The organism is Streptomyces sp. NPDC001985 (assembly GCF_040296845.1).
Lineage (GTDB): Bacteria > Actinomycetota > Actinomycetes > Streptomycetales > Streptomycetaceae > Streptomyces.
Genome location: NZ_JBEOYB010000012.1, coordinates 1 through 21,067 on the forward strand (window position 1 = coordinate 1; position 21,067 = coordinate 21,067).

Below are 21,067 nucleotides of genomic sequence, written 5' to 3' on the forward strand. Positions count from 1 at the left end.
TGGTCCACAGGTGCCCGCATGCTGCGGGCCACGGTCGGGGGCCAGCCCCCGAACCCCCGCTCCTCAATCGCCGGAGGGGCTGAATGGTCCGGTCTGTCCGGCATTTGAGGACGGCCCCTGTGCCGCGGGTGACCCGGGCGAACCCAGCCCGTCCGGCGTTTGAGGACGGACGCTGGTCCACAGGTGACCCGAGGAGTTTCAGCCCGTCCGGCGCTTGAGGACGGCCCTCGCGCGACGGGCGGCCCGGGTGAACCCAGCCCGTCCGGCGATTGAGGACGGACCCTGTGCCACAGGTGGCCCCAGCGATCTCGGGCCGTTCGCGGCGGCTCCCGGGGGGATCGGGGGCCGGCCCGTGGCACAGCCCCCCGCGCGGGTATGGTCCATGTCAAGGGATCAAAAGAGGGCAAACGTCCCTAAGCTGGGGGGATGGCTGAGGATCGGCGGCTGCGGGCCGTGGTGGCACTGGCCCAGGCGATGGCGGCGGCGCACACCGCGCGCGACTTCTGGCGGGCCGCCGCCCTGGGGGCGTGCTCGGCACTCGCCGGGTCCTTCGCCGCGCTCTCGGCGTGGGAGCGCGAGCTGGGCCGCCTCAAGGTGCTGGTCAACGCCGGCGAACGGGCCCCCGGCGAGGACGAGTTCCCCGAGTCGGAGACCTACCCCGTCAACCGCTTCCCCGAGATCACCGAGTTCCTGCACGAGCAGTGGGCCGGCGGTGGCGAACCGGACGCCTGGGTCGAGTCCGCCGACGGCCCCCTCCGCTCCGCCCCGGCGGCCCCCACCGGGCGCGGCTACCGGCACCCCTCGTCCCCCGGGGACGGCCGGGTGGCCGCGCTGCGCCGGCGCGGCCGGGGCTGCTGCGTCGTGGCGCCGATCGTGCTGCACGGGCGCGCCTGGGGCGAGCTGTACGTCGCCCGCCCGCTCGGCGCCCCCCTCTTCGACCGCGAGGACGCCGACTTCGCCACCGTCCTCGCCTCGGTCATCGCCTCCGGCATCGCCCAGACCGAGCGCCTCGAAGAGGTCCGCAGGCTCGCCTTCACCGACCCCCTCACCGGTCTCGCCAACCGCCGCGCCGTCGACATGCGGCTCGACGAGGCGCTGGAACGGCACCGCGCCGACGGCTCCGTCGTCAGCCTGGTGGTCTGCGACCTCAACGGCCTCAAACAGGTCAATGACACCCATGGGCACGCCGTCGGCGACCGGCTCCTCGAACGGTTCGGCTCGGTGCTCTCGCTCTGCGGGGCGATGCTGCCCGGCGCGCTCGCCGCCCGGCTCGGCGGGGACGAGTTCTGTCTGCTCTCCGTCGGCCCCCCGGCCGACGAGGTCGTCCGGGTCGCCGGTGAACTCTGCCTCCGGGCGGCGGCGTTGGAACTCGGCGACGGTGTGGCCTGCGGAGTCGCCTCCACCGGTGACCCGATCGGCCAGGTCCGCACCGCCCGCAGGCTCTTCCGCCTCGCGGACGCCGCCCAGTACCGAGCCAAGGCCGCCCGCTCCCCGCAGCCCGTGGTCGCGGGCCGCGACGGCACCGTACTGCGGCTCGCGGACACCCCGCCCCGCCACCCCCGGCAGGAGCGCCGCGCCTTCCGCGGCGTCCCGGCGGAGGACGCCCCCGGCGAGCCGGAGCCATGGAGCGAGCCCTAGGCCGTCTCTTTCGGATCGTGCCGGGCTCGCGAGCCCCGGCACCGGACCCCGCTCACCGATCCGGCCCGATCCGAAGGAAACTCCCCAAGCCTCCCGCTCCATCCCGGCTGATGACATGAGCCAATTCAATCCGTACGCTGCTGAATATGGATATGCATACCGTCGTGGTGGGGACATCCGGTACCACCGCCGATGACGTCATCGCGGTGGCCCGCCGGGACGCCCGCGTCGAGATCTCCCCCGAGGCCCGCACCGCCCTCGCCGCGGCCCGCTCCGTCGTGGAGGCGCTCGCCGCGAGCCCCGAGCCCGTCTACGGCGTCTCCACCGGCTTCGGCGCCCTCGCCACCCGGCACATCGACCACGGTCTGCGCGGCCGGCTCCAGCGCAACATCGTCCGCTCGCACGCGGCGGGCATGGGCCCGCGCGTCGAGCGGGAGGTCGTCCGCGCGCTGATGTTCCTCCGGCTCAAGACCCTCTGCTCCGGGCACACCGGGGTGCGCCCCGAGGTCGCGCAGACCATGGCGGACCTGCTCAACGCCGGTATCACCCCGCTCGTGCACGAGTACGGCTCCCTCGGCTGCTCCGGCGACCTCGCGCCGCTCTCGCACTGCGCCCTGGCGCTCCTGGGCGAGGGCGACGCCGAGGGCCCCGACGGGAGCGTCCGCCCCGCGGGCGAGCTGCTCGCCGCGCACGGCATCACCCCCGTCGAGCTGCGCGAGAAGGAGGGCCTGGCCCTCCTCAACGGCACCGACGGCATGCTCGGCATGCTGATCATGGCCATCGCCGACCTCCGGCTGCTGTACACCTCCGCCGACATCACCGCCGCCCTCTCGCTGGAGGCGCTCCTCGGCACCGAGAAGGTCCTCGCCCCCGAGCTGCACGCCATCCGCCCGCACCCCGGCCAGAGCGTCTCCGCCGCCAATATGAGGGCCGTCCTCCGGGGCTCCGGGCTCACCGGCCACTTCCAGCAGGACGAGGCGCCCCGCGTCCAGGACGCGTACTCGGTGCGCTGCGCCCCCCAGGTCGCCGGGGCCGGACGGGACACCCTCGACCACGCCCGGCTGGTCGCCGGGCGTGAGCTGGCCGCCGCCGTCGACAACCCCGTCGTCCTCCCCGACGAGGGCCGGGTGGCCTCCAACGGCAACTTCCACGGCGCGCCGGTCGCCTATGTCCTCGACTTCCTCGCCATCGCCGCCGCCGACCTCGGCTCCATCACCGAGCGCCGCACCGACCGGCTGCTCGACAAGAACCGCAGCCACGGCCTGCCGCCCTTCCTCGCCGACGACCCCGGGGTCGACTCCGGTCTGATGATCGCCCAGTACACCCAGGCCGCCCTGGTCGGCGAGATGAAACGGCTCGCCGTGCCCGCCTCCGCCGACTCCATCCCCTCGTCGGCGATGCAGGAGGACCATGTGTCGATGGGCTGGTCGGCCGCCCGCAAGCTGCGGACCTCCGTCGCCGCCCTCGGCCGGATCATCGCCGTCGAGCTGTACGCCGCCACCCGCGCGATCGAACTGCGGCCGGGACTGACCCCGGCGCCCGCCTCACGGGCCGCGATCGCGGCCCTGCGCGCGGCCGGTGTCCAGGGCCCGGGGCCGGACCGGTTCCTCGCCCCCGATCTGGAGGCCGCCGACGCGTTCGTCCGGGCGGGCGGGCTCGTCGCGGCGGTGGAGCCGGTCACCGGCCCCCTCGGCTGACCGCCCGTACCGAACCGCCCCGTACCGAACCGGCTCCGTACCCGAACCGCCCCGTACCGCAGGCGGGAAGAGCGCGAGGAGAGGGCGAAGGGCCGGTCCGCACCCACCCCGGACCGGCCCTTCGTCCTCTCTCACATCTCGCGCACCGGCGCGCCGTCGCGACGGCGCACCGCATAGGTCACGAACCCGACGCCGACACCGAGGAACGCGGTGCCACCGATCAGATACGGAGTGGTGTCGAAGCTGCCTGTCTCGGCGAGCCGGAGTTCTTGGGCGGGGGAAGCGGCGGAACCGCTCTGCCGTCCCTGCGCGGGGCCCTGTTCGGCGGAGGCGTTCGCTGACGGAACGAACCACAGTGCGCAGAGCAGGGTGCCGGCGGCGATGGCGGTCAGAAGCGGTCGGCGTGCGACGGACACGGACACGATCTCCCTTGAGGCGTCCTTGAGTTGACCGGATACGCAAGATGCTAGTGAAAAGAGCACGTCAAAGGGAAACCGGGGGCGCCGGCGGGCCCCCCGCCCACGGCTCCGGGGGCTCCTCCGGGAAGATGATGGCGCACGACGGTTGCCCCGGTGCGGACATCCAGCGAGTGGCGTTGCCCACATCCTTGCGGGAGAAGGAACCGGGAAGCCCGATATGGGTGTTCAACTGAGTGTTCGGTCCAGGGGAAATCGGCGACGATGGAGAAGCGTGTGATGACGGACAGCAAGCGGCGCAAGGGCCTCATGGCCGCGTCCGCGGTGCTCAGCGGTGTGCTGGTGCTGTCGGCCTGCAGTGACGAGGGTGACAAGGGCGGGGATTCCCAGAGCTCGAAGAAGACCCAGGCGCAGATCGACGAGGCGGCGGCGGAGAAGGTCTCGAAGGCCCGAATAGCCGTCACGCCCAAGAACGGCGTCACCAACGCCAGCATCAACAACGCCGCCAAGGTGACCGTCAGCGAGGGCACACTCACCGAGGTCAAGCTCACCGACGCCAAGGGGACGAGCGTCAAGGGCACCCTCGCCGCCGACGGCAAGAGCTGGAAGCCGGACGCCCAGCTGGAGCGCTCCACCAGCTACAAGCTCTCCGTCAGCGCGAAGGACGCGGCCGGTCTGACCGCCCACGAGAACTCCTCCTTCACCACGGTCTCGCCCACCAACAGCTTCATCGGCAACTTCACGCCCGAGGACGGCTCCACCGTCGGCGTCGGCATGCCGGTCTCGATCAACTTCAACAAGCCGATCACCGACCGCAAAGCCGTCCAGGCCGGGATCAAGGTCTCCTCGACCGGCGGCCAGGAGATCGTGGGCCACTGGTTCAACTCGCAGCGGCTGGACTTCCGCCCGGACCAGTACTGGAAGGAAGGCTCCACCGTCACGCTGGACCTCGCCCTGGACGGGGTCGAGGCCTCGCCCGGCGTCGTCGGTGTCCAGCAGAAGAAGGTCACCTTCAAGATCGGCCGCAACCAGGTCTCCATCGTCGACGCCGCCTCCAAGACCATGAAGGTCCAGCAGGACGGCAAGACGATCCGCACCATCCCGATCTCGGCCGGCGCCCCCGCCACCCCCACGTACAACGGTCAGATGGTGATCTCCGAGAAGTTCAAGGAGACCCGGATGAACGGCGCGACCGTGGGCTTCACGGACTCCGACGGCAAGGGCGAGTACGACATCAAGGATGTCCCGCACGCGATGCGGCTCTCCACCTCGGGCACCTTCATCCACGGCAGCTACTGGGGCAACGGGGTCTTCGGCAAGGCCAACACCAGCCACGGCTGTGTCGGTCTCGACGACCAGCAGGGCGCCAACAACCCCAACAAGCCCGGCGCCTGGTTCTACAACAACTCCCTGATCGGTGACGTCGTCATCGTGAAGAACTCCAAGGACAAGACGATCGCCCCGGACAACGGCCTCAACGGCTGGAACATGGACTGGGCGAAGTGGAAGGCGGGCTCGCAGGCCTGATCCCCACCCACCGACGAAGACGGCGCCCCTCCCCGGAGGGGCGCCGTCTTCGTTCGCCGTCTTCGTGCGCCGCCCGTGCCGCCGCCTGCCACCGCTCCCGCCGCTGCTTCCGCTCCCGCGCTCCCGCCGGGGCCGCTCAGCAGCCGTCGGAGCCCGGCAGCCGGTACGGCGAGCCGATCCGGTACTCCCCGGCGCGCTCCACCGTCAGCCGCGTCATCTCGCCCTCCTGGCGCAGACACGCCCCCTCGGCCCGCAGCCACGGCGAGTACGCCACCCGCACCGTCACCGACCCGGCCGCCGGCATCCGTACCACCAGCTCACCCGGGTCGCCGCCGACGACCGTCCCCGGCGACGACACCAGCGGCACCGCGTCCCGCACCCGGTAGACCGTCCAGCCGGAGTCCCCCCACACCGGCTCCAGCCACTCCGGCCCGCTCCGGACGATCTCCGCCTCGCCCTTCGCCGGGCCGTCGATCCGGCCGTGCGGCAGCACCACGAAACCCACCGCCCAGCGGTCCAGCCACTGCCGGTACGTGCGCTCGCTCAGCGAACCGTCGTAGAACAGCCGCCCGCGCTCCTTGTCCAACTGCCGGTTCCAGCCGCGCGCCAGCGGCACATGCGGTGCCATCAGCGTGGCCTCCCGGTGGTTGCGGGCCGGGACCACCTCCACCCGGGTGCGGTCCGCGCCGAGGCGCTTCAGCTCCCGCACCACCCCGTCCGTCTGACGGGCCCACGACGGGACATGGGTGGAGACCCCGAGGTCGTCCTCGGTCTTGTCCACGACCCAGAAGGTGTTCACCGCCAGCACCGCCGCCAGCACCGCCCGCGCGAGCCACGGCCGCAGCAGCGCCCGCGCCCCGCCCGCCGCCAGCAGAGCCGCCAGCAGCACCGGCGGCCCCGCGAGCCCCACCAGCCGCTCCACATTCGTACCGATCGGGGTGGGTATCAGAAAGGTGAGGACCACCCCCAGCCCGTACACCCCCGCCCCGTACCGCACCGTCCGCCACTCGGCCGGTACGGCGAGCACCACGGCGGCGGACGCGAGCAGCGGCATCCACAGCTTCCCCGACGGCATCGGCATCTCCCCGTCGAAGGGGAAGAGCACCGTCGTCGCGCCCACCACCAGCGCGGGCGGGACCAGCAGCGCCGCCGCCACGACCCACTGCCGCTGGAGCAGCCGCGCGGCGCCCACGACCACCAGGAAGAGGCCCGCCACCGGGCTCGCCAGCGTCGCCAGCGCGGCGCCCGCCGCCGAGACCGCGGGCCGGCGCGCGTACACCAGCGCCACCAGACCGATCGCCAGACCCAGCGTGAACGTCGTCCGCCCGGAGGCGACATTGCACCAGACCGCCAGCGCTCCCAGCAGCGCCGGCCACAGCGGCCTCCGCAGCCCGCAGCGCACCACCAGACACGCCAGCGCCCAGGTGCCCAGCAGGCCCGCGCCCACCGACACGGTCTTCACACCGACGGCGGCCATCAGCGGCGGCGCCAGCACGCTGTAGCTGACCGTGTGCATCCCGCCGTACCAGGACAGGTTGTACGCCGAGCCCGGATGCGACTCCATGAACGCGGTCCACGCGAACTGCGCCGCCAGATCCCCGCCGCCGGTGGCCAGCCACCACGCCCACCCGGCGTACAGCGGCACCATGGCGGCCGTCACGATCAGCGGGACGCGCCACCAGGGTGCTGGTGGCGCGTCCCGCCCGGCCGCCTCCGGTACGGCCTCCGCCGCTTCTGCCGTCTGTGTCCGCTGTCCGCTGATCCCCACCCCGTAACCCTAACGGCGGGCAGCGGACCCCTCCGGCGGGTGTACGGGCCCCGATCAGCAGGCCGCGCGCCCGGCCCGCAACTCCAGCCGCTCCCCCGAGAACCCGGCGCGGAACCGCCGGTCGTGCGAGACCACGACCACCGCCCCCGGGTAGGCCGCGAGCGCCTCCTCCAACTCCTCCACCAGGCTCAGCGCCACATGGTTGGTGGGCTCGTCCAGCACCAGCAGATCGGCGGGCGCCCGCAGCAGCCGGGCCAGTTCGAGACGGCGCCGCTGGCCGACCGAGAGCGCCGCCACCGGGACGGTCAGATCCTCCGGGCGGAACAGCCCGAGGCCGAGCAGCTCCTCCTCGTACTCCCCGGGAAGCCCCCGGCCGCCCGCCGCGTAGGCGCTCAGCAGCGGCTCGGGGGAGGCCGTCGCGGGCAGCTCCTGCGCCAGATAGCCGACCCTCACCCGGGGCGGGCGGTGCACCGTGCCCCGGTCCGGGCGCAGCTCGCCCGCGAGCACCCGCAGCAGCGTCGTCTTGCCCGCGCCGTTGGGGCCGGTGACCAGCAGCCGCTGCCCGGCCTCGATCCGCAGCCCCGGCAGCCGCAGCCGGTCCCCGACGGCGATGTCCGTCAGCCGGGTCAGCTCCCCCTCGTGGCCCGCCGACACCGGCCGCGCCCGGAACCGCAGCGGCTCCGGGGGCTCCGGGACCGGCTCCCGCTCCAGCAGCTCCAGCCGGTGCCGGGCCGCCCTGATCCGCCCCGAGAGCTTCGCCTCGTGCGAGCGGCGGTGCTTGCCGAAGCCCTCGCCCGGGTCGCCGCCGCTGCTCGCGAGCCGCTGTCCGGCCGCCGCGACCAGCGCGCGGGTCGCGGCCACCTCGTCCACCCACTCCCGGTGGTCCTGCTCCCAGCGGCGGCGGGCGGCGGCCTTCGCGGACCGGTAGCCGGCCCAGCCGTCGCCGTAGCGGCGCACCGCCCGGGTGTCCCGGTCGACCTCCAGGACGGTGGTCGCGATCCGCTCCAGAAAGGTTCGGTCGTGGGTGACGGCGACGACCGTGCCCCGGTGGGCCCGCAGCCGCTCCTCCAGCCACTCGGTCGCCCGCCGGTCCAGATGGTTGGTCGGCTCGTCCAGCAGCAGCAGTTCGGAGCCGGCGGCCAGCACGCCGGCGAGGGCGAGGCGGGACTGCTCGCCGCCGGAGAGGGTCCCGAGCGGGCGCTCCCGCCCGATCCGGGCGAGGCCGAGCCCGTGCAGGGCGGCGTCCATCCGGGCGTCGGCCTCGTAGCCGCCGCGCTCCTCGAAGGCGGTGAGCAGCTCTCCGTACGCCTCCAGGGCCGCGCCGCCGTCCTCCGTCTCCAGTGCCTTCTCCGCGTCGCGCAGTCGCCGCTCCAGGGCGCGCAGCTCGGCGAGGGCACTGTCGACGGCGTCCCGGACGGTGTGCCCGGGGCCGAGCCCGAAGGTCTGCGCCAGGGTCTGGGCGAGATGTCCGGTGCCGCCGGGGGCGCTGACGGTGATCTCCCCGGCGTCGGGGGTCTCGGCCCCGGCGATCAGCCGGAGCAGGGTGGATTTGCCGGAGCCGTTCTCTCCGATGACCCCGGCGCGCTCGCCGGGCCGCACGGTGAGGGCGATCCGGTCGAGGACGGGGCGGGTGCCGTACGCCTTGGAGACGTTCTTCATGGTCAATTGGGCGCGCTCGCGCATGGGGCTTTCCCTGGGGGTGGTGGCGGGGTCGGGGCCGGGAAAGGGGACGCCGGCGGGCGCCGCCACGGGGAGGTGTGGTGGCGCGGGCGTCCCGCGCGGGATCAGATGAAGAAGTACGGCTTGTGCGGACCCATCCCTCCACTTTAACGACCCCCTGCCCCCGGGCGCCCGGCCTTTTCCGCCCGCCCCCAGGACCTCGCACCCGACGCGCCCCCCGGCGTGGTCCGGCCCCCCGCGCCTCAACTGCCGCAGGGGCTGGATTCCGTGGCTCGGCCCGCCGGCGAGGCCGGGGGTGTTCCAGCCCGTCGGGGGGCACCTCCCAGAGGCAGCTCTGGGGGAGTGCGGGGACGGACCCCGCGCCGCGGGTTCCCGCACGGCGCGGGTGCCACAACCCGGGGGCCGGGCCGCACCCCCGCGCCACCAACCCCCGGGTTTCGCGTGGGGCGGAACACAACCCCCCTCCCCGCAGGCGCGATTCTCCTAACCTGGGGAGGTGAGCAGCCACCCGCACCCCCGGCCCCGCCCCCACCCCCTCCCCCTGCGCCCCCTCCCTCCCCCCTCCCGGGGCGAACCCCTCTGGCGCCACCTCGTCGGCGAAGCCCTCCGCCGCGAGCGGCTCGCCCAGGGCCGCACCCTCAAGGACGTCGCCGAGGCGGCCCGGATCTCGATGCCGTATCTCTCCGAGGTCGAGCGCGGGCGCAAGGAGGCATCCTCCGAGGTGCTCGCCGCCGCCGCGCACGCGCTCGGTCTCGGTCTCGGCGGTCTGCTCGACCGGGTCCAGGACGACCTGGCCGGAGCCCGCCGCGTCCCGCCCCGGGGCGCGGTACTGCTGGCGGCCTGAACGAGGCCCGGCTCGGCCCCGGCCCGCGTCAGGCGGGGAACACCGGGGCCGTCCGCCGGTTCAGGACCTCGTCCGCGAGTCCGTACGCCACCGCCTCCGACGCGGTGAACACCTTCTCGCGGTCCATGTCCGCCCGCAGGGCCCCCACCTCGTGGTGCGTGTGCCGCGACAGCACCTCCTCCACCTGCGAGCGGATGCGCGCCATCTCCTGCGCCTCCAGGGCGAGATCCGAGATCACCCCCTGCCGCCCGCCACTGGCGGGCTGCCCCAGCAGCACCCGGGCGTGCTCCAGCACGAACCGCCGCCCCGGGTCCCCACCCGCCAGCAGCACGGCCGCCGTCGACGCCGCCTGCCCCACGCAGAAGGTGGAGATGGGGGCGCGGATGAACGACATCGTGTCGTAGATCGCCATCAGCGAGGTGAACGAGCCGCCGGGGGAGTTGAGATAGAGCGCGACCTCGCTCTCCGGACTCGCCGACTCCAGATGCAGCAGTTGCGCGATGACCGCGTTCGCCACCCCGTCGTCGATCTCGGTGCCGATGAAGATGATCCGCTCGGCGAGCAGCCGGCTGTAGACGTCGTACGCCCGCTCCCCCTGCGGGGTGCGCTCCACCACGGTCGGGATCGTGTACTGCCCCATGTCAGAGCCCCACCCGTCGCCGCACGCCCACCGGCTTGATCTCGTCCAGCGTCTCGACGACCCGGTCGACCATGCCGTACTCCTTCGCCTGCTCGGCCGTGAACCAGCGGTCCCGGTCGCCGTCTCGGGAGATCGTCTCCTCGCTCTGGCCGGTGTGCCGGGCGGTGATCCGCTCGATGGCCTTCTTGGTGAACTCCAGGTTCTCGGCCTGGATGGCGATATCGGCGGCGGTGCCGCCGATACCGGACGACGGCTGGTGCATCATGATCCGCGCGTTCGGCAGCGCGAACCGCTTGCCGGGGGTGCCGACGGTGAGCAGGAACTGCCCCATGCTCGCGGCGAACCCCATGGCGAGGGTGGCGACGTCGTTGGGGATCAGCCGCATGGTGTCGTAGATGGCGAGCCCCGCCGTCACGGAGCCGCCGGGGCTGTTCACACAGAGGGTGATGTCGCTCTTCCAGTCCTCGGCGGAGAGCAGCAGCATCTGGGCGCAGACCCGGTTCGCGGAGACTTCGTCGACCTGGGTGCCGAGGAAGATGATCCGCTGCATCAGCAGCCGGTCGGCGAGCTGGTCGTCGAAGGCCGTCGCGGTGGTGTCGCCGGCGGCGGCCCGGGCCGCGCGGCCCGGGTCCCAGCCGCTGCCTCGGGGGCCGGATGAGGATGAGGATGAGGTGGTGCGGGGGGACATGGCGCCTCCTTGCCGTGGATGGCTGATGTCCCCACTCTTGGCCGGGTGGCGGCGCGGTGTCCCCTTTCTCGGCCCGTGGCAGATTCGCCGACGGCAGAGCCGGTCCGGGGCCTGCGGGAATCCGGTCGACGGCCCGGCGCGCCGGTGCCGTGACGGTCGCGCCGGGCGCCGGGCGCCGCGCCGGATTCACCCGGGCACTGGCCGGTCACGCCCTCGGTGCCGGAGGCGGGCGCACGGAGCCCTGACGCGGGCGCGCGTGCCCGCAGCGGGGGACGGAGGGGCTCAGCCTTCGGCCTTCGCCACACCGATCGGGCAGGACACGCCCGTACCGCCGATGCCGCAGTACCCGCCGGGGTTCTTGTCGAGGTACTGCTGGTGGTAGGCCTCCGCCGGGTAGAACGGGCGGCCCTCCGCGGGGAGGACCTCGGTGCTGATGTCGCCGCGGTGGCCCGAGCCCGTCAGCACCTGCTGGTAGGTCTCGCGCGAGCGCTTCGCCGCGGCCTCCTGGGCGGGGGAGTGGGTGTAGATCGCCGAGCGGTACTGGGTGCCCACGTCATTGCCCTGGCGGAAGCCCTGGGTCGGGTCGTGGGCCTCCCAGAAGACCTTCAGAAGCTGCTCGTACGACACGACCGAGGGGTCGAAGACCACCCGGACCGCCTCGGTGTGGCCCGTCCGGCCGGAGCAGGCCTCCTCATAGGTCGGGTTCGGGGTGTGACCGCCCTGGTAGCCGACGAGGGTGGTCCAGACGCCGGGGATCTGCCAGAAGACGCGCTCGGCACCCCAGAAACAGCCCAGGCCGAAGTCCGCGGTCTCCAGGCCCTCCGGGTAGGGGCCCAGCAGGGCGTTGCCCAGGACGGTGTGGCGGTCCGGGACGGAGAACGCCGGGGTCGGGCGGCCCTTCAGGGCCTCATCGGGGGTGGGGAGCTGGGGGGTGCGGTGGGACAGGAACATGCGGGGCTCCTTGGGATTGCCGGCCATGGGAAACAACGAACGGCCCCGGCCCGGAATTCCCCGGGTCCGGCGCTCCGGGCCCGGGCCCGCCGGTCAGCCGCCCGTCATATTGATCGCGACATCCCGGAACGCGCAGTACAGCTCCGCCGGGTCCGGCGCCAGGGTCCACGGGAAGGCCCCCACATGGCCGTCGACCGCCCGGAAGTGCTCCAGCGCCTGGTCCGCGTACCCCTGGCGGACATAGAGGTACGCCAGCACATGCCGGACCTCCGCCAGATACGGGTGGCCGGGGTCGGCCGCCGCCGCGTCCTCCTGGAGCCGGTCCGCGGCCTCCTCCACCTCCGGGGCCCGGAACTCCCTGCGGGCCGCCTGATCCGAGCGGTGCTCCGGCCGGTGCTCCCACCAGGCGGTCAGCCAGAGCGAGGTGAGCAGCGAGCCGGGCGGTGCCGAGTCCATGGCGCGCTCCGCGAAGGAGAACGCCAGCTCGCGGGAGCCGTGCCACTTCGCGCACCAGTACTGGAGGGCGCCGCGGTGGGCCATCAGATGGTGCGCGTCCCGCCCGGCCGTCTCGGCCCACAGCCGGTGCATCTCCTCGTGCGGGCGGCCGAGCCCGATTCCGCGCCAGATGTCCGCTACATAGGGTGACGGGTCGGGCCCGCCGAGTTCCTTGGCGCGGGTGATCTCGCGCCCCGCCCGGCTCAGAATCCGGACGAACCCCTCGGAACGCTCCCGGGAGGTGTGGGCGGCATGACCGCCGCCCCGGATCTCCCAGGCCAGATCGATCATGGCCTTGGCCTGGACGGCCGCGGCCCCGGGGTCCTCGGGGCGCTCCGCCCGCCAGTGCTGGAGCCAGACATCGTCCCTGCCGGCCGCGCCCGCCAGCTCCGCGATCACCGCCGTGCGCCGCTCCCAGAGCGTGCCGGTCCCGGCGAGGAAGTCCGCGCCGGGCCGCCAGTCGCCCGCGCGGGCCGCCGCCACCATCCGGTCGAGCCCGGGATCGGGCGCCGCCCGCCGGGTGTCCTGGCGGTCCCGGGGCAGCAGACCCAGCTCGGCGAGGCGCGCGGCGGCGACGGGCCGGTCCAGTCTGCGCCCCAGCCGGCGCGCGAGCCCGGGGCCGAGTCCCGGCGCGAGTGCTGCCCCGGCTCCGGTCCCGGGGGGCGTACGGCGCGAGAAAAGGGACATGGAGCCGGACCTTTCCGTGACCGCGGGCCGTGCCGCGGGCCGCCGCCCGGCAGGGAGCCCGGCGGGGAGACCCGGCGGGGACACCGCCGCGCCCGGAGGGTGGAGCGGTGGAGCGGCGCGGGGGAGGAGGAGTATCACCTCACCCGTGCTCCGGCCGCAACTCCTCGGGGGTGATACCCGGATGGGCGCCCGGAGCCCGGAGCCCGGAGCCGGGAGCCGGGGTGCCCGGCTGCCGCTGGGGTACGGCGCCGGGGGCCCGGGCCCCCGGGCACCCGCCGGGTCTCCCGTGTCAGCGGGACAGCGTCGCCGGGCTCCCGCCGTTCGCCTCGTATCCCGCGACCGCGAGATTGCGGTACACCGTGTACTCCGCGGCCGGGTCCTCGCTCTGGGTCCACGGCAGCGCTCCCACGTGCCCGTCCACCCGCACCAGCTGGTGCATCGCCTCGGCCCAGCGCTCCGACCGGACGAGGAAGAGGATCAGCAGATGCCGGACATGGGCGAGGACCGGATCGTCCTGGCGGGCCGAGTGCACCGCGAACAGCGCGCCCTCCACCGCCTTGGACACCACCGCGCTCTGGTGGAAGTTCTGCATGATGACCAGGTCGGGGATGTGCTCGTACACCGCGAACAGCGGCAGCGCGGCCAGCAGCGAGCCCTGCGGGGCGCGGGCCGCCGCCGTCGTCGCGAAGTGGTCCGCCTCCTCACGGCTGCCGTGCCACTTCTCGCACCAGTAGTGCAGGGCCGCCAGATGCGCGCCCATGTGCTGGGGCGCCCGGTCGATCACCTTCGCCCACACCTGGTCGAACTGCTCGTGCGTATAGCCCAGGCCCCGGGCGACGGCCAGCTCCACGATGAACGGGACGGGGTCACCGGGGGAGAGGAGCGCCGCGTCGCCGCAGACCGAGCGGGCCTCCTCCAGGATGATCCGGAAGTCGTCGGCCCCCACGCTGGACGACCGCCACGCCTGCTGCACCAGGAACTCCGCGTGGACCTGCGCCCCGCCCGCGTCCTTCGGGGACTCCGAGCGCCAGGACCGCAGCCACGCGCCGCCCACCCCGGGCTTCTGCCGGAGCTCCAGCGAGGCCGCCCCGGCGAAGGCCTGCACCCGCTGCCAGCGGACCTCGCTGCCCTTCGGGGTCCCGGCGAGCAGCTGGGACGCGGCCCGCCAGTCCTGTGTCCGCTGCACCACGTCGAGCACATCGAGCAGGTCCTGGTCCGGCCCGGGGAGACGGATGTCCTGCTCCTCCTGGCGGACGAAGCCATAGGTCTCCGGATCTGCGGCGTCGGGCGAGCCGGGCGCGACCTGGTGGATGCCGACACCACCGCGCCGGCGCAGCACATACGGACCGATGATCGCGGCCAGCATGCCCATCGCGATCAGGAACCAGAGAATCTCCATGACGCCATTGTCCCGGACGTCACCGGCCCCGATCCACGCCGTGGCGACTGCCCGCCACCGCCCCCGCCCCCGCCGCCCCGCCGGGGTCCGTACCGCCCGCCGTGACCACCTCCGCCGGGGTCCGTACCGCCTGGTGCCCCCGCCCCGCCCGAATCCGGACAGTCCGCGTCCGAAACCCCGCCCACCAGGGCCCCTTGACGCTCTGCCCCCCGCGCCCGCGCCGCTACGCTCGGGCCATGAGCCACCAGTACAGCTCCGAGCACCTCGAAACCCTCGCCATCCACGCGGGCAACACCGCCGATCCGCTGACCGGCGCGGTCGTCCCGCCCATCTATCAGGTGTCCACCTACAAACAGGACGGGGTGGGCGGACTGCGCGGCGGCTACGAGTACAGCCGCAGCGGCAATCCGACGCGTACCGCCCTGGAGGAGAATCTCGCGGCGCTGGAGGGCGGCCGGCGCGGGCTCGCCTTCGCGTCCGGGCTCGCGGCCGAGGACTGCCTGCTCCGGGCGCTCCTCGTCCCCGGCGACCACGTGGTGATCCCCAATGACGCGTACGGCGGGACCTTCCGCCTCTTCGCCAAGGTCGTGGCCCGCTGGGGCGTCGAGTGGTCCGTCGCGGACACCTCCGACCCGGCGGCCGTGCGCGCCGCCCTCACCCCCAGGACCAGGCTGATCTGGGTGGAGACCCCCTCCAACCCGCTTCTGGGCATCACCGACATTGCCGCCCTCGCGGAGATCGCCCGGGGCTCCGGCGCCCGGCTGGTCGTGGACAACACCTTCGCCAGTCCCTATCTCCAGCAGCCGATCGCGCTCGGCGCCGATCTGGTGGTGCACTCCCTGACCAAGTACATGGGCGGGCACTCGGATGTCGTCGGCGGCGCGCTGATCGCGGCCGACGCGGAGACCGGCGAGGAACTGGCGTACCACCAGAACGCCATGGGCGCGGTCGCCGGGCCCTTCGACTCCTGGCTGGTGCTGCGCGGCATCAAGACGCTGCCCGTGCGGATGGACCGGCACAGCGAGAACGCGGGCCGGGTCGCCGAGATGCTCACCCGCCACCCCCGGGTGACCAGGGTGCTCTACCCGGGGCTGCCGGACCACCCCGGCCACGAGATCGCCGCCAAGCAGATGAAGTCCTTCGGCGGCATGGTCTCCTTCCGGGTCGAGGGCGGCGAGGAGGCGGCCGTCGCGGTCTGCGACCGGGCCCGGCTCTTCACCCTCGGTGAGTCCCTGGGCGGGGTGGAGTCACTGATCGAGCATCCGGGACGGATGACCCATGCCTCGGTCGCGGGTTCCGCGCTGGAGGTCCCGGCGGATCTGGTGCGTCTGTCGGTGGGGATCGAGGCCGTGGACGATCTGCTGGCCGATCTTCAGCAGGCCCTCGCCGGATGAGGCACGGACGGTCCGGATGAGGCACGGACGGCACGCAGAGCACGCAGAGCACGCAGAGCACGGAAGGCGCGGAAGGCAGGGATCGCGTTCAGGGCGTTGACCGCGTGGCGAGGCGCCGGCTTTCCGGCGGTACGGGGTGAGCCGGCGCCCGCCCGGGCGCCGGCTCACTCGTGTCCGGGGAACCCGGGGTCAGGCGGGCGCCTTCTCGTCCTTGAGCGTGGCGCGGACCTGCTCCCGCAGTTCGGGGGAGTCGGTGTGACCGTGCACGGACACCGCGTGCTCCGACGCGGCGCGCACGACTTCCCCCTCCTCACCCGCGATGGTGAGGGTGCAGTTCGTCTCGCTGGGGAACGCGCGGCAGTCGGCGACTTTTCTCGTCATGACGACCTCCTCGGTACGATGTGTACCGTTTATTACCGCTTGTTCCAGAGTAGACCCTCCTCCGTGGGCTGATACGGCTGATACGGCTCATACCGCTGATACGACTGATACGGCTCGTGCTGCTTCCGGTGGCGCTGCTTCGCGTGGTGCCGCCGGCGCGGGGCGGTGCTACCCAGGTGGTCGGCGTACCCGGGTCGGTCGTCGTCCCGCCGGTTCTCGGACGGTGGCTGCTGTCAGGTGGCTCCCGTGGGGTCCATCGGCGGCAGCCCGGTCTGGCGGGCCGAGAGCGCGGTGTTGAACCGGGTGAGAAGGGTGCAGAACGACTCCCGCTCGGTCTCCGTCCAGCCGTCCGTTACCTGGGCCATCAGCTCCCGCCGGGAGGAACGGACCTCCTCCAGGCGGGCCTGCCCGCGCGGGGAGAGCTGGAGCACGACCGCGCGGCCGTCCTCCGGGTGCGAGGTGCGTTTGACGAGGCCGGTGTCGACGAGCGGCGCGACCTGACGGGTGACGGTCGACGAGTCGATGCCCATCCCCGCGGCGAGCGCCTTCACACCCATCGGGCCTTCCCGGTCGAGCCGGTTGAGCAGCAGATAGGCGGCGCGGTCCATCGAGTTGCGGACCTGGCCGACGCCGCCGAGCCGGGTCTGCTCCGCGCGGCGGGCGAACAGGGCGACCTGGTGCTGGAGAGCATCGAGGAGGCCGGGATCGAGATGAGTCGTCATGTCCTGAGAAGTGGGCATGGCCAGGGGGCTCTCTCGTGCGGTGGTCGATTGGTGGGGGACAGAGTACGCGGCTGTGCGGCGGTCCGGACGGGCTTGGTGAAACCCATAGGAAGCACTCCGCGCACCGGGCCCGCGGCGGCCGGTCACCGTATGAGCTGCGAGACTTGACCGCATGAGCTTCCGTGCGCCCCATGCCTTCCGCCCCGTGATTCCGGACGACGTCCGGGGGGCGCGGAAGATGCTCGCCGGGGTCGCGCGCACCACCGCGATGGAGGGCAGCAGACACCTCTCCCAGCTGGTCGGCGCGCCCGTCCTGCTCAAGTGCGAGAACCTCCAGCGCACCGGCTCCTTCAAGCTGCGCGGCGCGTATGTGCGGATCTCCGGCCTCCGCCCGGAGGAGCGCGCCGCCGGAGTGGTCGCGGCGTCGGCCGGGAACCACGCCCAGGGGGTGGCGCTGGCCTCCACCCTCCTCGGGGTCCGCTCCACCGTCTTCATGCCGGTCGGCGCGCCCCTGCCGAAGGTCGCCGCGACCCGGGAGTACGGCGCGGAGGTGCGGCTGGAGGGCCAGGTGATCGAGGAGACCCTCGACGCGGCCCGCCGGCACGCGGACCGTACGGGCGCGGTCCTCATCCACCCCTTCGACCACCCCGACATCATCGCCGGGCAGGGCACCGTGGGTCTGGAGATCCTGGAGCAGTGCCCCGAGGTGCGCACGATCGTGGTGGGCATCGGCGGCGGTGGTCTCGCCGCGGGCATCGCGGTGGCGGTGAAGACGGTACGCCCGGATGTGCGGGTGGTCGGCGTGCAGGCGGCGGGCGCCGCCGCGTACCCGCCCTCCCTGGCGGCGGGGTACCCGGTCTCCGTCGACGCGCCCGTGACCATGGCGGACGGGATCAAGGTGGGCCGCCCCGGGGACATCCCCTTCCGCATCATCGGCGAACTGGTCGACGAGGTCCGCACGGTCTCCGAGGACGAACTCTCCAGCGCCCTGCTGCTCTGTCTGGAGCGGGCCAAACTCGTGGTCGAACCGGCGGGCGCGGCTCCGGTGGCGGCCCTGCTGAGCGATCCGCACGGCTTCGAGGGACCCGTGGTGGCCGTGCTGTCGGGCGGCAATGTCGACCCCCTGCTGATGCAGCGCATCCTCCGCCACGGCATGGCGGCGGCCGGGCGCTATCTCTCCCTCCGCCTCCGTCTCACCGACCGCCCCGGCGCACTCGCCGCGATGCTCGGCTCACTCACCGTCCTCGACGCCAACGTCCTCGATGTCAGCCATGTCCGTACCGATCCCCGGCTCGGTCTCACCGAGGCGGAGGTCGAACTGCAACTGGAGACCAAGGGCCCGGCCCACTGCGACGAGGTGGCGGCGGCCCTGCGCGCGGCGGGCTACACGGTCACGGTGATGGGCTGACCCCGGGGAGTCGGGGAGTCGGGGAGTCGGGGGACGGGCTCCGAGGGGGCCGTCCGGAACGTACGGAGGGGCAGGACCGCACCGGGCGGTCCTGCCCCTTTCGTGGGCGTGCGGCCGGTCAGCCGGCGTACGGCTTGGCGGCGATGATCTTCACCGAGGCCTTCTTGCCGTTCGGCAGTTCGTACTGGGCGGTGTCGCCGACCTTCTTGCCGTTCACACCCGTGCCCAGGGGGGACTGCGGGGAGTAGGTCTCGATCTCGGAGCTGGCGTACTCGCGGGAGGCCATCAGGAACGTCAGCGTGTCGTCCTCGTCGCCGTCGAAGGCGATCGTCACGACCATGCCGGGTTCCACGATGCCGTCGTCGGCCGGAGCCTCGCCGACCTTCGCGGTGTCCAGGAGCTGGGTGAGCTGGCGCACCCGGAGCTCCTGCTTGCCCTGCTCCTCCTTGGCCGCGTGGTACCCGCCGTTCTCGCGCAGGTCCCCCTCCTCGCGCGCTGCCTCGATCTTCTTGGCGATCTCGACGCGCGCGGGACCAGACAGGTACTCCAGCTCGGCCTTGAGCTGGTTGTACGCCTCCTGGGTGAGCCAGGTGACGTTCTCGCTGGTCTGGGTCACAGGTGCTCCTCGTAGGTACTGGGATACAAAGCAACGCCCTACCCAGAAGCATGGAGCCTTCATGGATGGGCGAAACCACGAGCCTAACAATTTCGTGGCAGAAGGGGGAGGACAAAAACCATCAGAACTGCGTCAACGCAGGTCAGAGTGGGTCTCTGTCATATTTGAGCCGTGGGGTTCGCGCCGGGAACCAGGTCGTCTCTTTCGGATCGTGCCGGGCTCGCGAGCCCCGGCACCGCGCCTCGCCGCGCTGTCGCCGGTCGCCGGCGCTCCGCGTGGGCTCCCTCCTCCGCCCCGCGATCCACGGCACCGGACCCCGCTCACCGATCCGGCCCGATCCGAAAGAAACTCCCTAGCGCGCGGAGCACCGCGCCAGCTCGGCGCTGGTCGCCAGGGTCGTCGTACGAATCCTGACCACCTGATCGATACGGGTGTCGCCCTCGGCGGTCACCGGCACATCGAGCCGGCCCACCTCGGCGCCGTCCTCGGAGCGGGAGCGCACGGTGCAGGTGCCGGTGGCGTCGGCGTCCTTGCGGATCTCCAGATGGAGCTGCACCTCGGAGTCCGAGGTCACATCGAACTTGATCACCTCGGCGCTGATCTTCTCCCCGGCGACGTAGTCGTAGCCGAACCAGACGACCATCCCGAGGAAGCCGACCCCCAGGAAACCGCCCAGGATCTTGAGCTTCCGGTCGGCCCGTTCGTCCGCCGAGCGGCCGTAGCGGCTCTCGGGCACCTGCTCGCGCACGGCGGTCATGACCATTCCTCTCGGGGGAACCTCCCTGACAGGAGGACGCCGGAATTTTCCGTCCCCCGTTTCGGTCACTATAGAAGCCTCCCTCAGGCCCCCGACCGCCACCCCGCGCCGCCGCAGCGGCCGGACGGCACCCGACCATTCGTGACGAATCATTGAGGATCGAGTCTTGACTGACCAGCTGCGACTTATGGCCGTTCACGCCCACCCCGACGACGAGTCGAGCAAGGGCGCTGCCACGATGGCCAAGTATGTGTCCGAGGGGGTGGACGTGCTGGTCGTGACCTGCACGGGAGGCGAGCGCGGCTCCATCCTCAACCCCAGGCTCCAGGGTGACAGCTATATCGAGGAGAACATCCACGAGGTCCGCAAGAAGGAGATGGACGAGGCCCGCGAGATCCTGGGCGTCAAGCAGGAGTGGCTGGGGTTCATCGACTCCGGGCTCCCCGAGGGCGACCCGCTGCCGCCGCTCCCCGAGGGGTGCTTCGCCCTGGAGGACGAGGAGAGCGCGGGCGGCCGGCTGGTGCGGCTGATCCGTTCCTTCCGCCCGCAGGTGATCACCACCTATGACGAGAACGGCGGTTACCCGCACCCCGACCACATCATGACCCACAAGGTCACGATGGTCGCCTTCGAGGGCGCGGCGGACGCCGAGCGCTTCCCCGAGTCCGAGTTCGGCCCGGTCTGGCAGCCGCTGAAGCTCTACTACAACCAGGGCTTCAACCGCCCGCGCACGGTCGCGCTGCACGAGGCGCTGCTGGAGCGCGGCCTGGAGTCGCCGTACGGGGAGTGGCTGGAGCGCTGGAAGGAGTTCGAGCGCGTCGAGCGCACGCTGACCACCCATGTTCCGTGCGCCGACTTCTACGAGATCCGGGACAAGGCGCTGATCGCGCACGCCACCCAGATCGATCCGGACGGCGGCTGGTTCCGCGTTCCGATGGAGATCCAGAAGAAGGTCTGGCCCACCGAGGAGTACGAGCTGGCGAAGTCGCTCGTCGATACCTCCCTCCCCGAGGACGACCTCTTCGCGGGCATCCGCGAGAATGCCTGATATGAGCGTGAGCGGAAGCCTGAATCTCGCAATGATGGACTCGGTCGTCCTGGCCGCCGAAGAGCTGGACAAGAACAAGGTCACCCCCGGTGTCCTCGGTTTCCTGGTCTTCGCGGCGCTGGCCGTGGGCGTCTGGTTCCTGATGAAGTCGCTGAACCGGCACATGGGCCGGATCGACTTCGAGGAGGCCCGGACCCCGGCCCCGGCACCGGGGGCCCCCCGGCAGCAGAACGGCGCACCGAAGGCGAAGGCCCCGGCCAAGAGCGTCTGAACCCCGGCCGCCCGCCGCCCGGACCACCGGACGGCGGCCG

The 21,067-nt window shown here is 72.7% G+C and carries 20 protein-coding genes; 8 read left to right on the plus strand and 12 right to left on the minus strand.

Going from position 1 to position 21,067, the window contains the following annotated elements:
- Positions 1 to 426 precede the first annotated feature (426 nt).
- Both ABT122_RS07555 and hutH read left to right on the plus strand, forming a co-directional pair.
- Positions 427 to 1,638 carry a GGDEF domain-containing protein gene (locus ABT122_RS07555; RefSeq protein ID WP_351546859.1) on the plus strand — a complete coding sequence of 404 codons (1,212 nt, stop codon included), beginning with the start codon at positions 427 to 429 and terminating at the stop codon, positions 1,636 to 1,638.
- Positions 1,639 to 1,790: 152 nt separating this feature from the next.
- A complete protein-coding gene (gene hutH, locus ABT122_RS07560; RefSeq protein WP_351547123.1) occupies positions 1,791 to 3,335 on the plus strand; it encodes a histidine ammonia-lyase in 1,545 nt (514 codons plus the stop codon).
- A 131-nt stretch (positions 3,336 to 3,466) separates the two neighbouring features.
- Here hutH and ABT122_RS07565 read toward each other — a convergent pair whose 3' ends face one another.
- Positions 3,467 to 3,751 (minus strand): hypothetical protein, encoded by a 285-nt coding sequence (locus ABT122_RS07565; RefSeq protein WP_351546862.1) that lies wholly within the window; start codon positions 3,749 to 3,751, stop codon positions 3,467 to 3,469.
- Between the two features lie 264 nt (positions 3,752 to 4,015).
- Here ABT122_RS07565 and ABT122_RS07570 point away from each other — a divergent pair, with 264 nt between their 5' ends.
- Positions 4,016 to 5,278, plus strand: a complete 1,263-nt coding sequence (locus ABT122_RS07570) for a L,D-transpeptidase (RefSeq protein ID WP_351546865.1) — start codon at positions 4,016 to 4,018, stop codon at positions 5,276 to 5,278.
- A 136-nt stretch (positions 5,279 to 5,414) separates the two neighbouring features.
- On the opposite strand, the gene ABT122_RS07575 is transcribed toward ABT122_RS07570, so the two are convergent.
- Positions 5,415 to 6,926, minus strand: a complete 1,512-nt coding sequence (locus tag ABT122_RS07575) for a DUF8823 domain-containing protein (protein ID WP_351547126.1) — start codon at positions 6,924 to 6,926, stop codon at positions 5,415 to 5,417.
- A gap of 174 nt (positions 6,927 to 7,100) precedes the next feature.
- Complete coding sequence (abc-f, locus tag ABT122_RS07580) at positions 7,101 to 8,729, minus strand: ribosomal protection-like ABC-F family protein (protein WP_351546868.1); 1,629 nt, start codon at positions 8,727 to 8,729, stop codon at positions 7,101 to 7,103.
- Positions 8,730 to 9,222: 493 nt separating this feature from the next.
- Here abc-f and ABT122_RS07585 point away from each other — a divergent pair, with 493 nt between their 5' ends.
- Positions 9,223 to 9,570 carry a helix-turn-helix domain-containing protein gene (locus ABT122_RS07585; RefSeq protein ID WP_451066840.1) on the plus strand — a complete coding sequence of 116 codons (348 nt, stop codon included), beginning with the start codon at positions 9,223 to 9,225 and terminating at the stop codon, positions 9,568 to 9,570.
- 28 nt (positions 9,571 to 9,598) lie between these two features.
- On the opposite strand, the gene ABT122_RS07590 is transcribed toward ABT122_RS07585, so the two are convergent.
- From ABT122_RS07590 to ABT122_RS07610, 5 genes are all read right to left on the minus strand, one after another.
- Positions 9,599 to 10,210: a ClpP family protease gene (locus tag ABT122_RS07590; RefSeq protein ID WP_351546871.1), complete on the minus strand. Its 612-nt coding sequence runs from the start codon at positions 10,208 to 10,210 to the stop codon at positions 9,599 to 9,601.
- Between the two features lies 1 nt (position 10,211).
- On the minus strand, positions 10,212 to 10,898 hold the full coding sequence (locus tag ABT122_RS07595; RefSeq protein WP_351546874.1) for a ClpP family protease: 687 nt from the start codon (positions 10,896 to 10,898) through the stop codon (positions 10,212 to 10,214).
- Between the two features lie 282 nt (positions 10,899 to 11,180).
- Positions 11,181 to 11,849, minus strand: a complete 669-nt coding sequence (gene msrA / locus ABT122_RS07600) for a peptide-methionine (S)-S-oxide reductase MsrA (RefSeq protein WP_351546877.1) — start codon at positions 11,847 to 11,849, stop codon at positions 11,181 to 11,183.
- Positions 11,850 to 11,942: 93 nt separating this feature from the next.
- Positions 11,943 to 13,031, minus strand: a complete 1,089-nt coding sequence (locus tag ABT122_RS07605) for a hypothetical protein (RefSeq protein ID WP_351546880.1) — start codon at positions 13,029 to 13,031, stop codon at positions 11,943 to 11,945.
- 289 nt (positions 13,032 to 13,320) lie between these two features.
- A complete protein-coding gene (locus tag ABT122_RS07610) occupies positions 13,321 to 14,430 on the minus strand; it encodes a hypothetical protein (protein ID WP_351546883.1) in 1,110 nt (369 codons plus the stop codon).
- A 236-nt stretch (positions 14,431 to 14,666) separates the two neighbouring features.
- On the opposite strand from ABT122_RS07610, the gene ABT122_RS07615 reads away from it, so the two are divergent.
- Positions 14,667 to 15,824: a cystathionine gamma-synthase gene (locus ABT122_RS07615; RefSeq protein WP_351546886.1), complete on the plus strand. Its 1,158-nt coding sequence runs from the start codon at positions 14,667 to 14,669 to the stop codon at positions 15,822 to 15,824.
- Between the two features lie 189 nt (positions 15,825 to 16,013).
- Here the strand turns inward: ABT122_RS07615 and ABT122_RS07620 are convergent, their stop codons facing one another.
- A complete protein-coding gene (locus ABT122_RS07620; RefSeq protein WP_351546889.1) occupies positions 16,014 to 16,205 on the minus strand; it encodes a DUF1059 domain-containing protein in 192 nt (63 codons plus the stop codon).
- 233 nt (positions 16,206 to 16,438) lie between these two features.
- The gene (locus tag ABT122_RS07625) at positions 16,439 to 16,945 is read right to left on the minus strand and encodes a MarR family winged helix-turn-helix transcriptional regulator (protein WP_351546892.1); all 507 of its coding nucleotides are present in this window, start codon (positions 16,943 to 16,945) and stop codon (positions 16,439 to 16,441) included.
- Positions 16,946 to 17,099: 154 nt separating this feature from the next.
- On the opposite strand from ABT122_RS07625, the gene ilvA reads away from it, so the two are divergent.
- On the plus strand, positions 17,100 to 18,335 hold the full coding sequence (gene ilvA, locus ABT122_RS07630) for a threonine ammonia-lyase (protein WP_351546895.1): 1,236 nt from the start codon (positions 17,100 to 17,102) through the stop codon (positions 18,333 to 18,335).
- 118 nt (positions 18,336 to 18,453) lie between these two features.
- Here the strand turns inward: ilvA and greA are convergent, their stop codons facing one another.
- On the minus strand, positions 18,454 to 18,951 hold the full coding sequence (greA, locus tag ABT122_RS07635) for a transcription elongation factor GreA (RefSeq protein ID WP_351546898.1): 498 nt from the start codon (positions 18,949 to 18,951) through the stop codon (positions 18,454 to 18,456).
- A gap of 352 nt (positions 18,952 to 19,303) precedes the next feature.
- Complete coding sequence (locus tag ABT122_RS07640; protein WP_351546900.1) at positions 19,304 to 19,708, minus strand: DUF4307 domain-containing protein; 405 nt, start codon at positions 19,706 to 19,708, stop codon at positions 19,304 to 19,306.
- Positions 19,709 to 19,874: 166 nt separating this feature from the next.
- Between ABT122_RS07640 and mca the strand changes: the two genes are divergently transcribed.
- The gene (mca, locus tag ABT122_RS07645; RefSeq protein WP_351546902.1) at positions 19,875 to 20,756 is read left to right on the plus strand and encodes a mycothiol conjugate amidase Mca; all 882 of its coding nucleotides are present in this window, start codon (positions 19,875 to 19,877) and stop codon (positions 20,754 to 20,756) included.
- Positions 20,749 to 21,027: a hypothetical protein gene (locus tag ABT122_RS07650; protein WP_351546905.1), complete on the plus strand. Its 279-nt coding sequence runs from the start codon at positions 20,749 to 20,751 to the stop codon at positions 21,025 to 21,027. The genes mca and ABT122_RS07650 overlap by 8 nt, the downstream gene beginning before the upstream one ends.
- Positions 21,028 to 21,067 lie beyond the last annotated feature (40 nt).

What these genes read in the sequence shown, in the direction of transcription:
- ABT122_RS07620 (WP_351546889.1), bottom strand. Translation starts at nt 16,205, where the DNA reads ATGACGAGAAAAGTCGCCGACTGCCGCGCGTTCCCCAGCGAGACGAAC.
- ABT122_RS07615 (WP_351546886.1), top strand. Translation starts at nt 14,667, where the DNA reads ATGAGCCACCAGTACAGCTCCGAGCACCTCGAAACCCTCGCCATCCAC.
- hutH (WP_351547123.1), top strand. Translation starts at nt 1,791, where the DNA reads ATGCATACCGTCGTGGTGGGGACATCCGGTACCACCGCCGATGACGTC.
- ABT122_RS07595 (WP_351546874.1), bottom strand. Translation starts at nt 10,898, where the DNA reads ATGTCCCCCCGCACCACCTCATCCTCATCCTCATCCGGCCCCCGAGGC.
- ABT122_RS07625 (WP_351546892.1), bottom strand. Translation starts at nt 16,945, where the DNA reads ATGCCCACTTCTCAGGACATGACGACTCATCTCGATCCCGGCCTCCTC.
- ABT122_RS07640 (WP_351546900.1), bottom strand. Translation starts at nt 19,708, where the DNA reads ATGACCGCCGTGCGCGAGCAGGTGCCCGAGAGCCGCTACGGCCGCTCG.
- msrA (WP_351546877.1), bottom strand. Translation starts at nt 11,849, where the DNA reads ATGTTCCTGTCCCACCGCACCCCCCAGCTCCCCACCCCCGATGAGGCC.
- ABT122_RS07555 (WP_351546859.1), top strand. Translation starts at nt 427, where the DNA reads ATGGCTGAGGATCGGCGGCTGCGGGCCGTGGTGGCACTGGCCCAGGCG.
- ABT122_RS07590 (WP_351546871.1), bottom strand. Translation starts at nt 10,210, where the DNA reads ATGGGGCAGTACACGATCCCGACCGTGGTGGAGCGCACCCCGCAGGGG.
- ilvA (WP_351546895.1), top strand. Translation starts at nt 17,100, where the DNA reads ATGAGCTTCCGTGCGCCCCATGCCTTCCGCCCCGTGATTCCGGACGAC.
- abc-f (WP_351546868.1), bottom strand. Translation starts at nt 8,729, where the DNA reads ATGCGCGAGCGCGCCCAATTGACCATGAAGAACGTCTCCAAGGCGTAC.
- ABT122_RS07610 (WP_351546883.1), bottom strand. Translation starts at nt 14,430, where the DNA reads ATGGAGATTCTCTGGTTCCTGATCGCGATGGGCATGCTGGCCGCGATC.
- ABT122_RS07605 (WP_351546880.1), bottom strand. Translation starts at nt 13,031, where the DNA reads ATGTCCCTTTTCTCGCGCCGTACGCCCCCCGGGACCGGAGCCGGGGCA.
- ABT122_RS07650 (WP_351546905.1), top strand. Translation starts at nt 20,749, where the DNA reads ATGCCTGATATGAGCGTGAGCGGAAGCCTGAATCTCGCAATGATGGAC.
- ABT122_RS07570 (WP_351546865.1), top strand. Translation starts at nt 4,016, where the DNA reads ATGGAGAAGCGTGTGATGACGGACAGCAAGCGGCGCAAGGGCCTCATG.
- ABT122_RS07575 (WP_351547126.1), bottom strand. Translation starts at nt 6,926, where the DNA reads ATGGTGCCGCTGTACGCCGGGTGGGCGTGGTGGCTGGCCACCGGCGGC.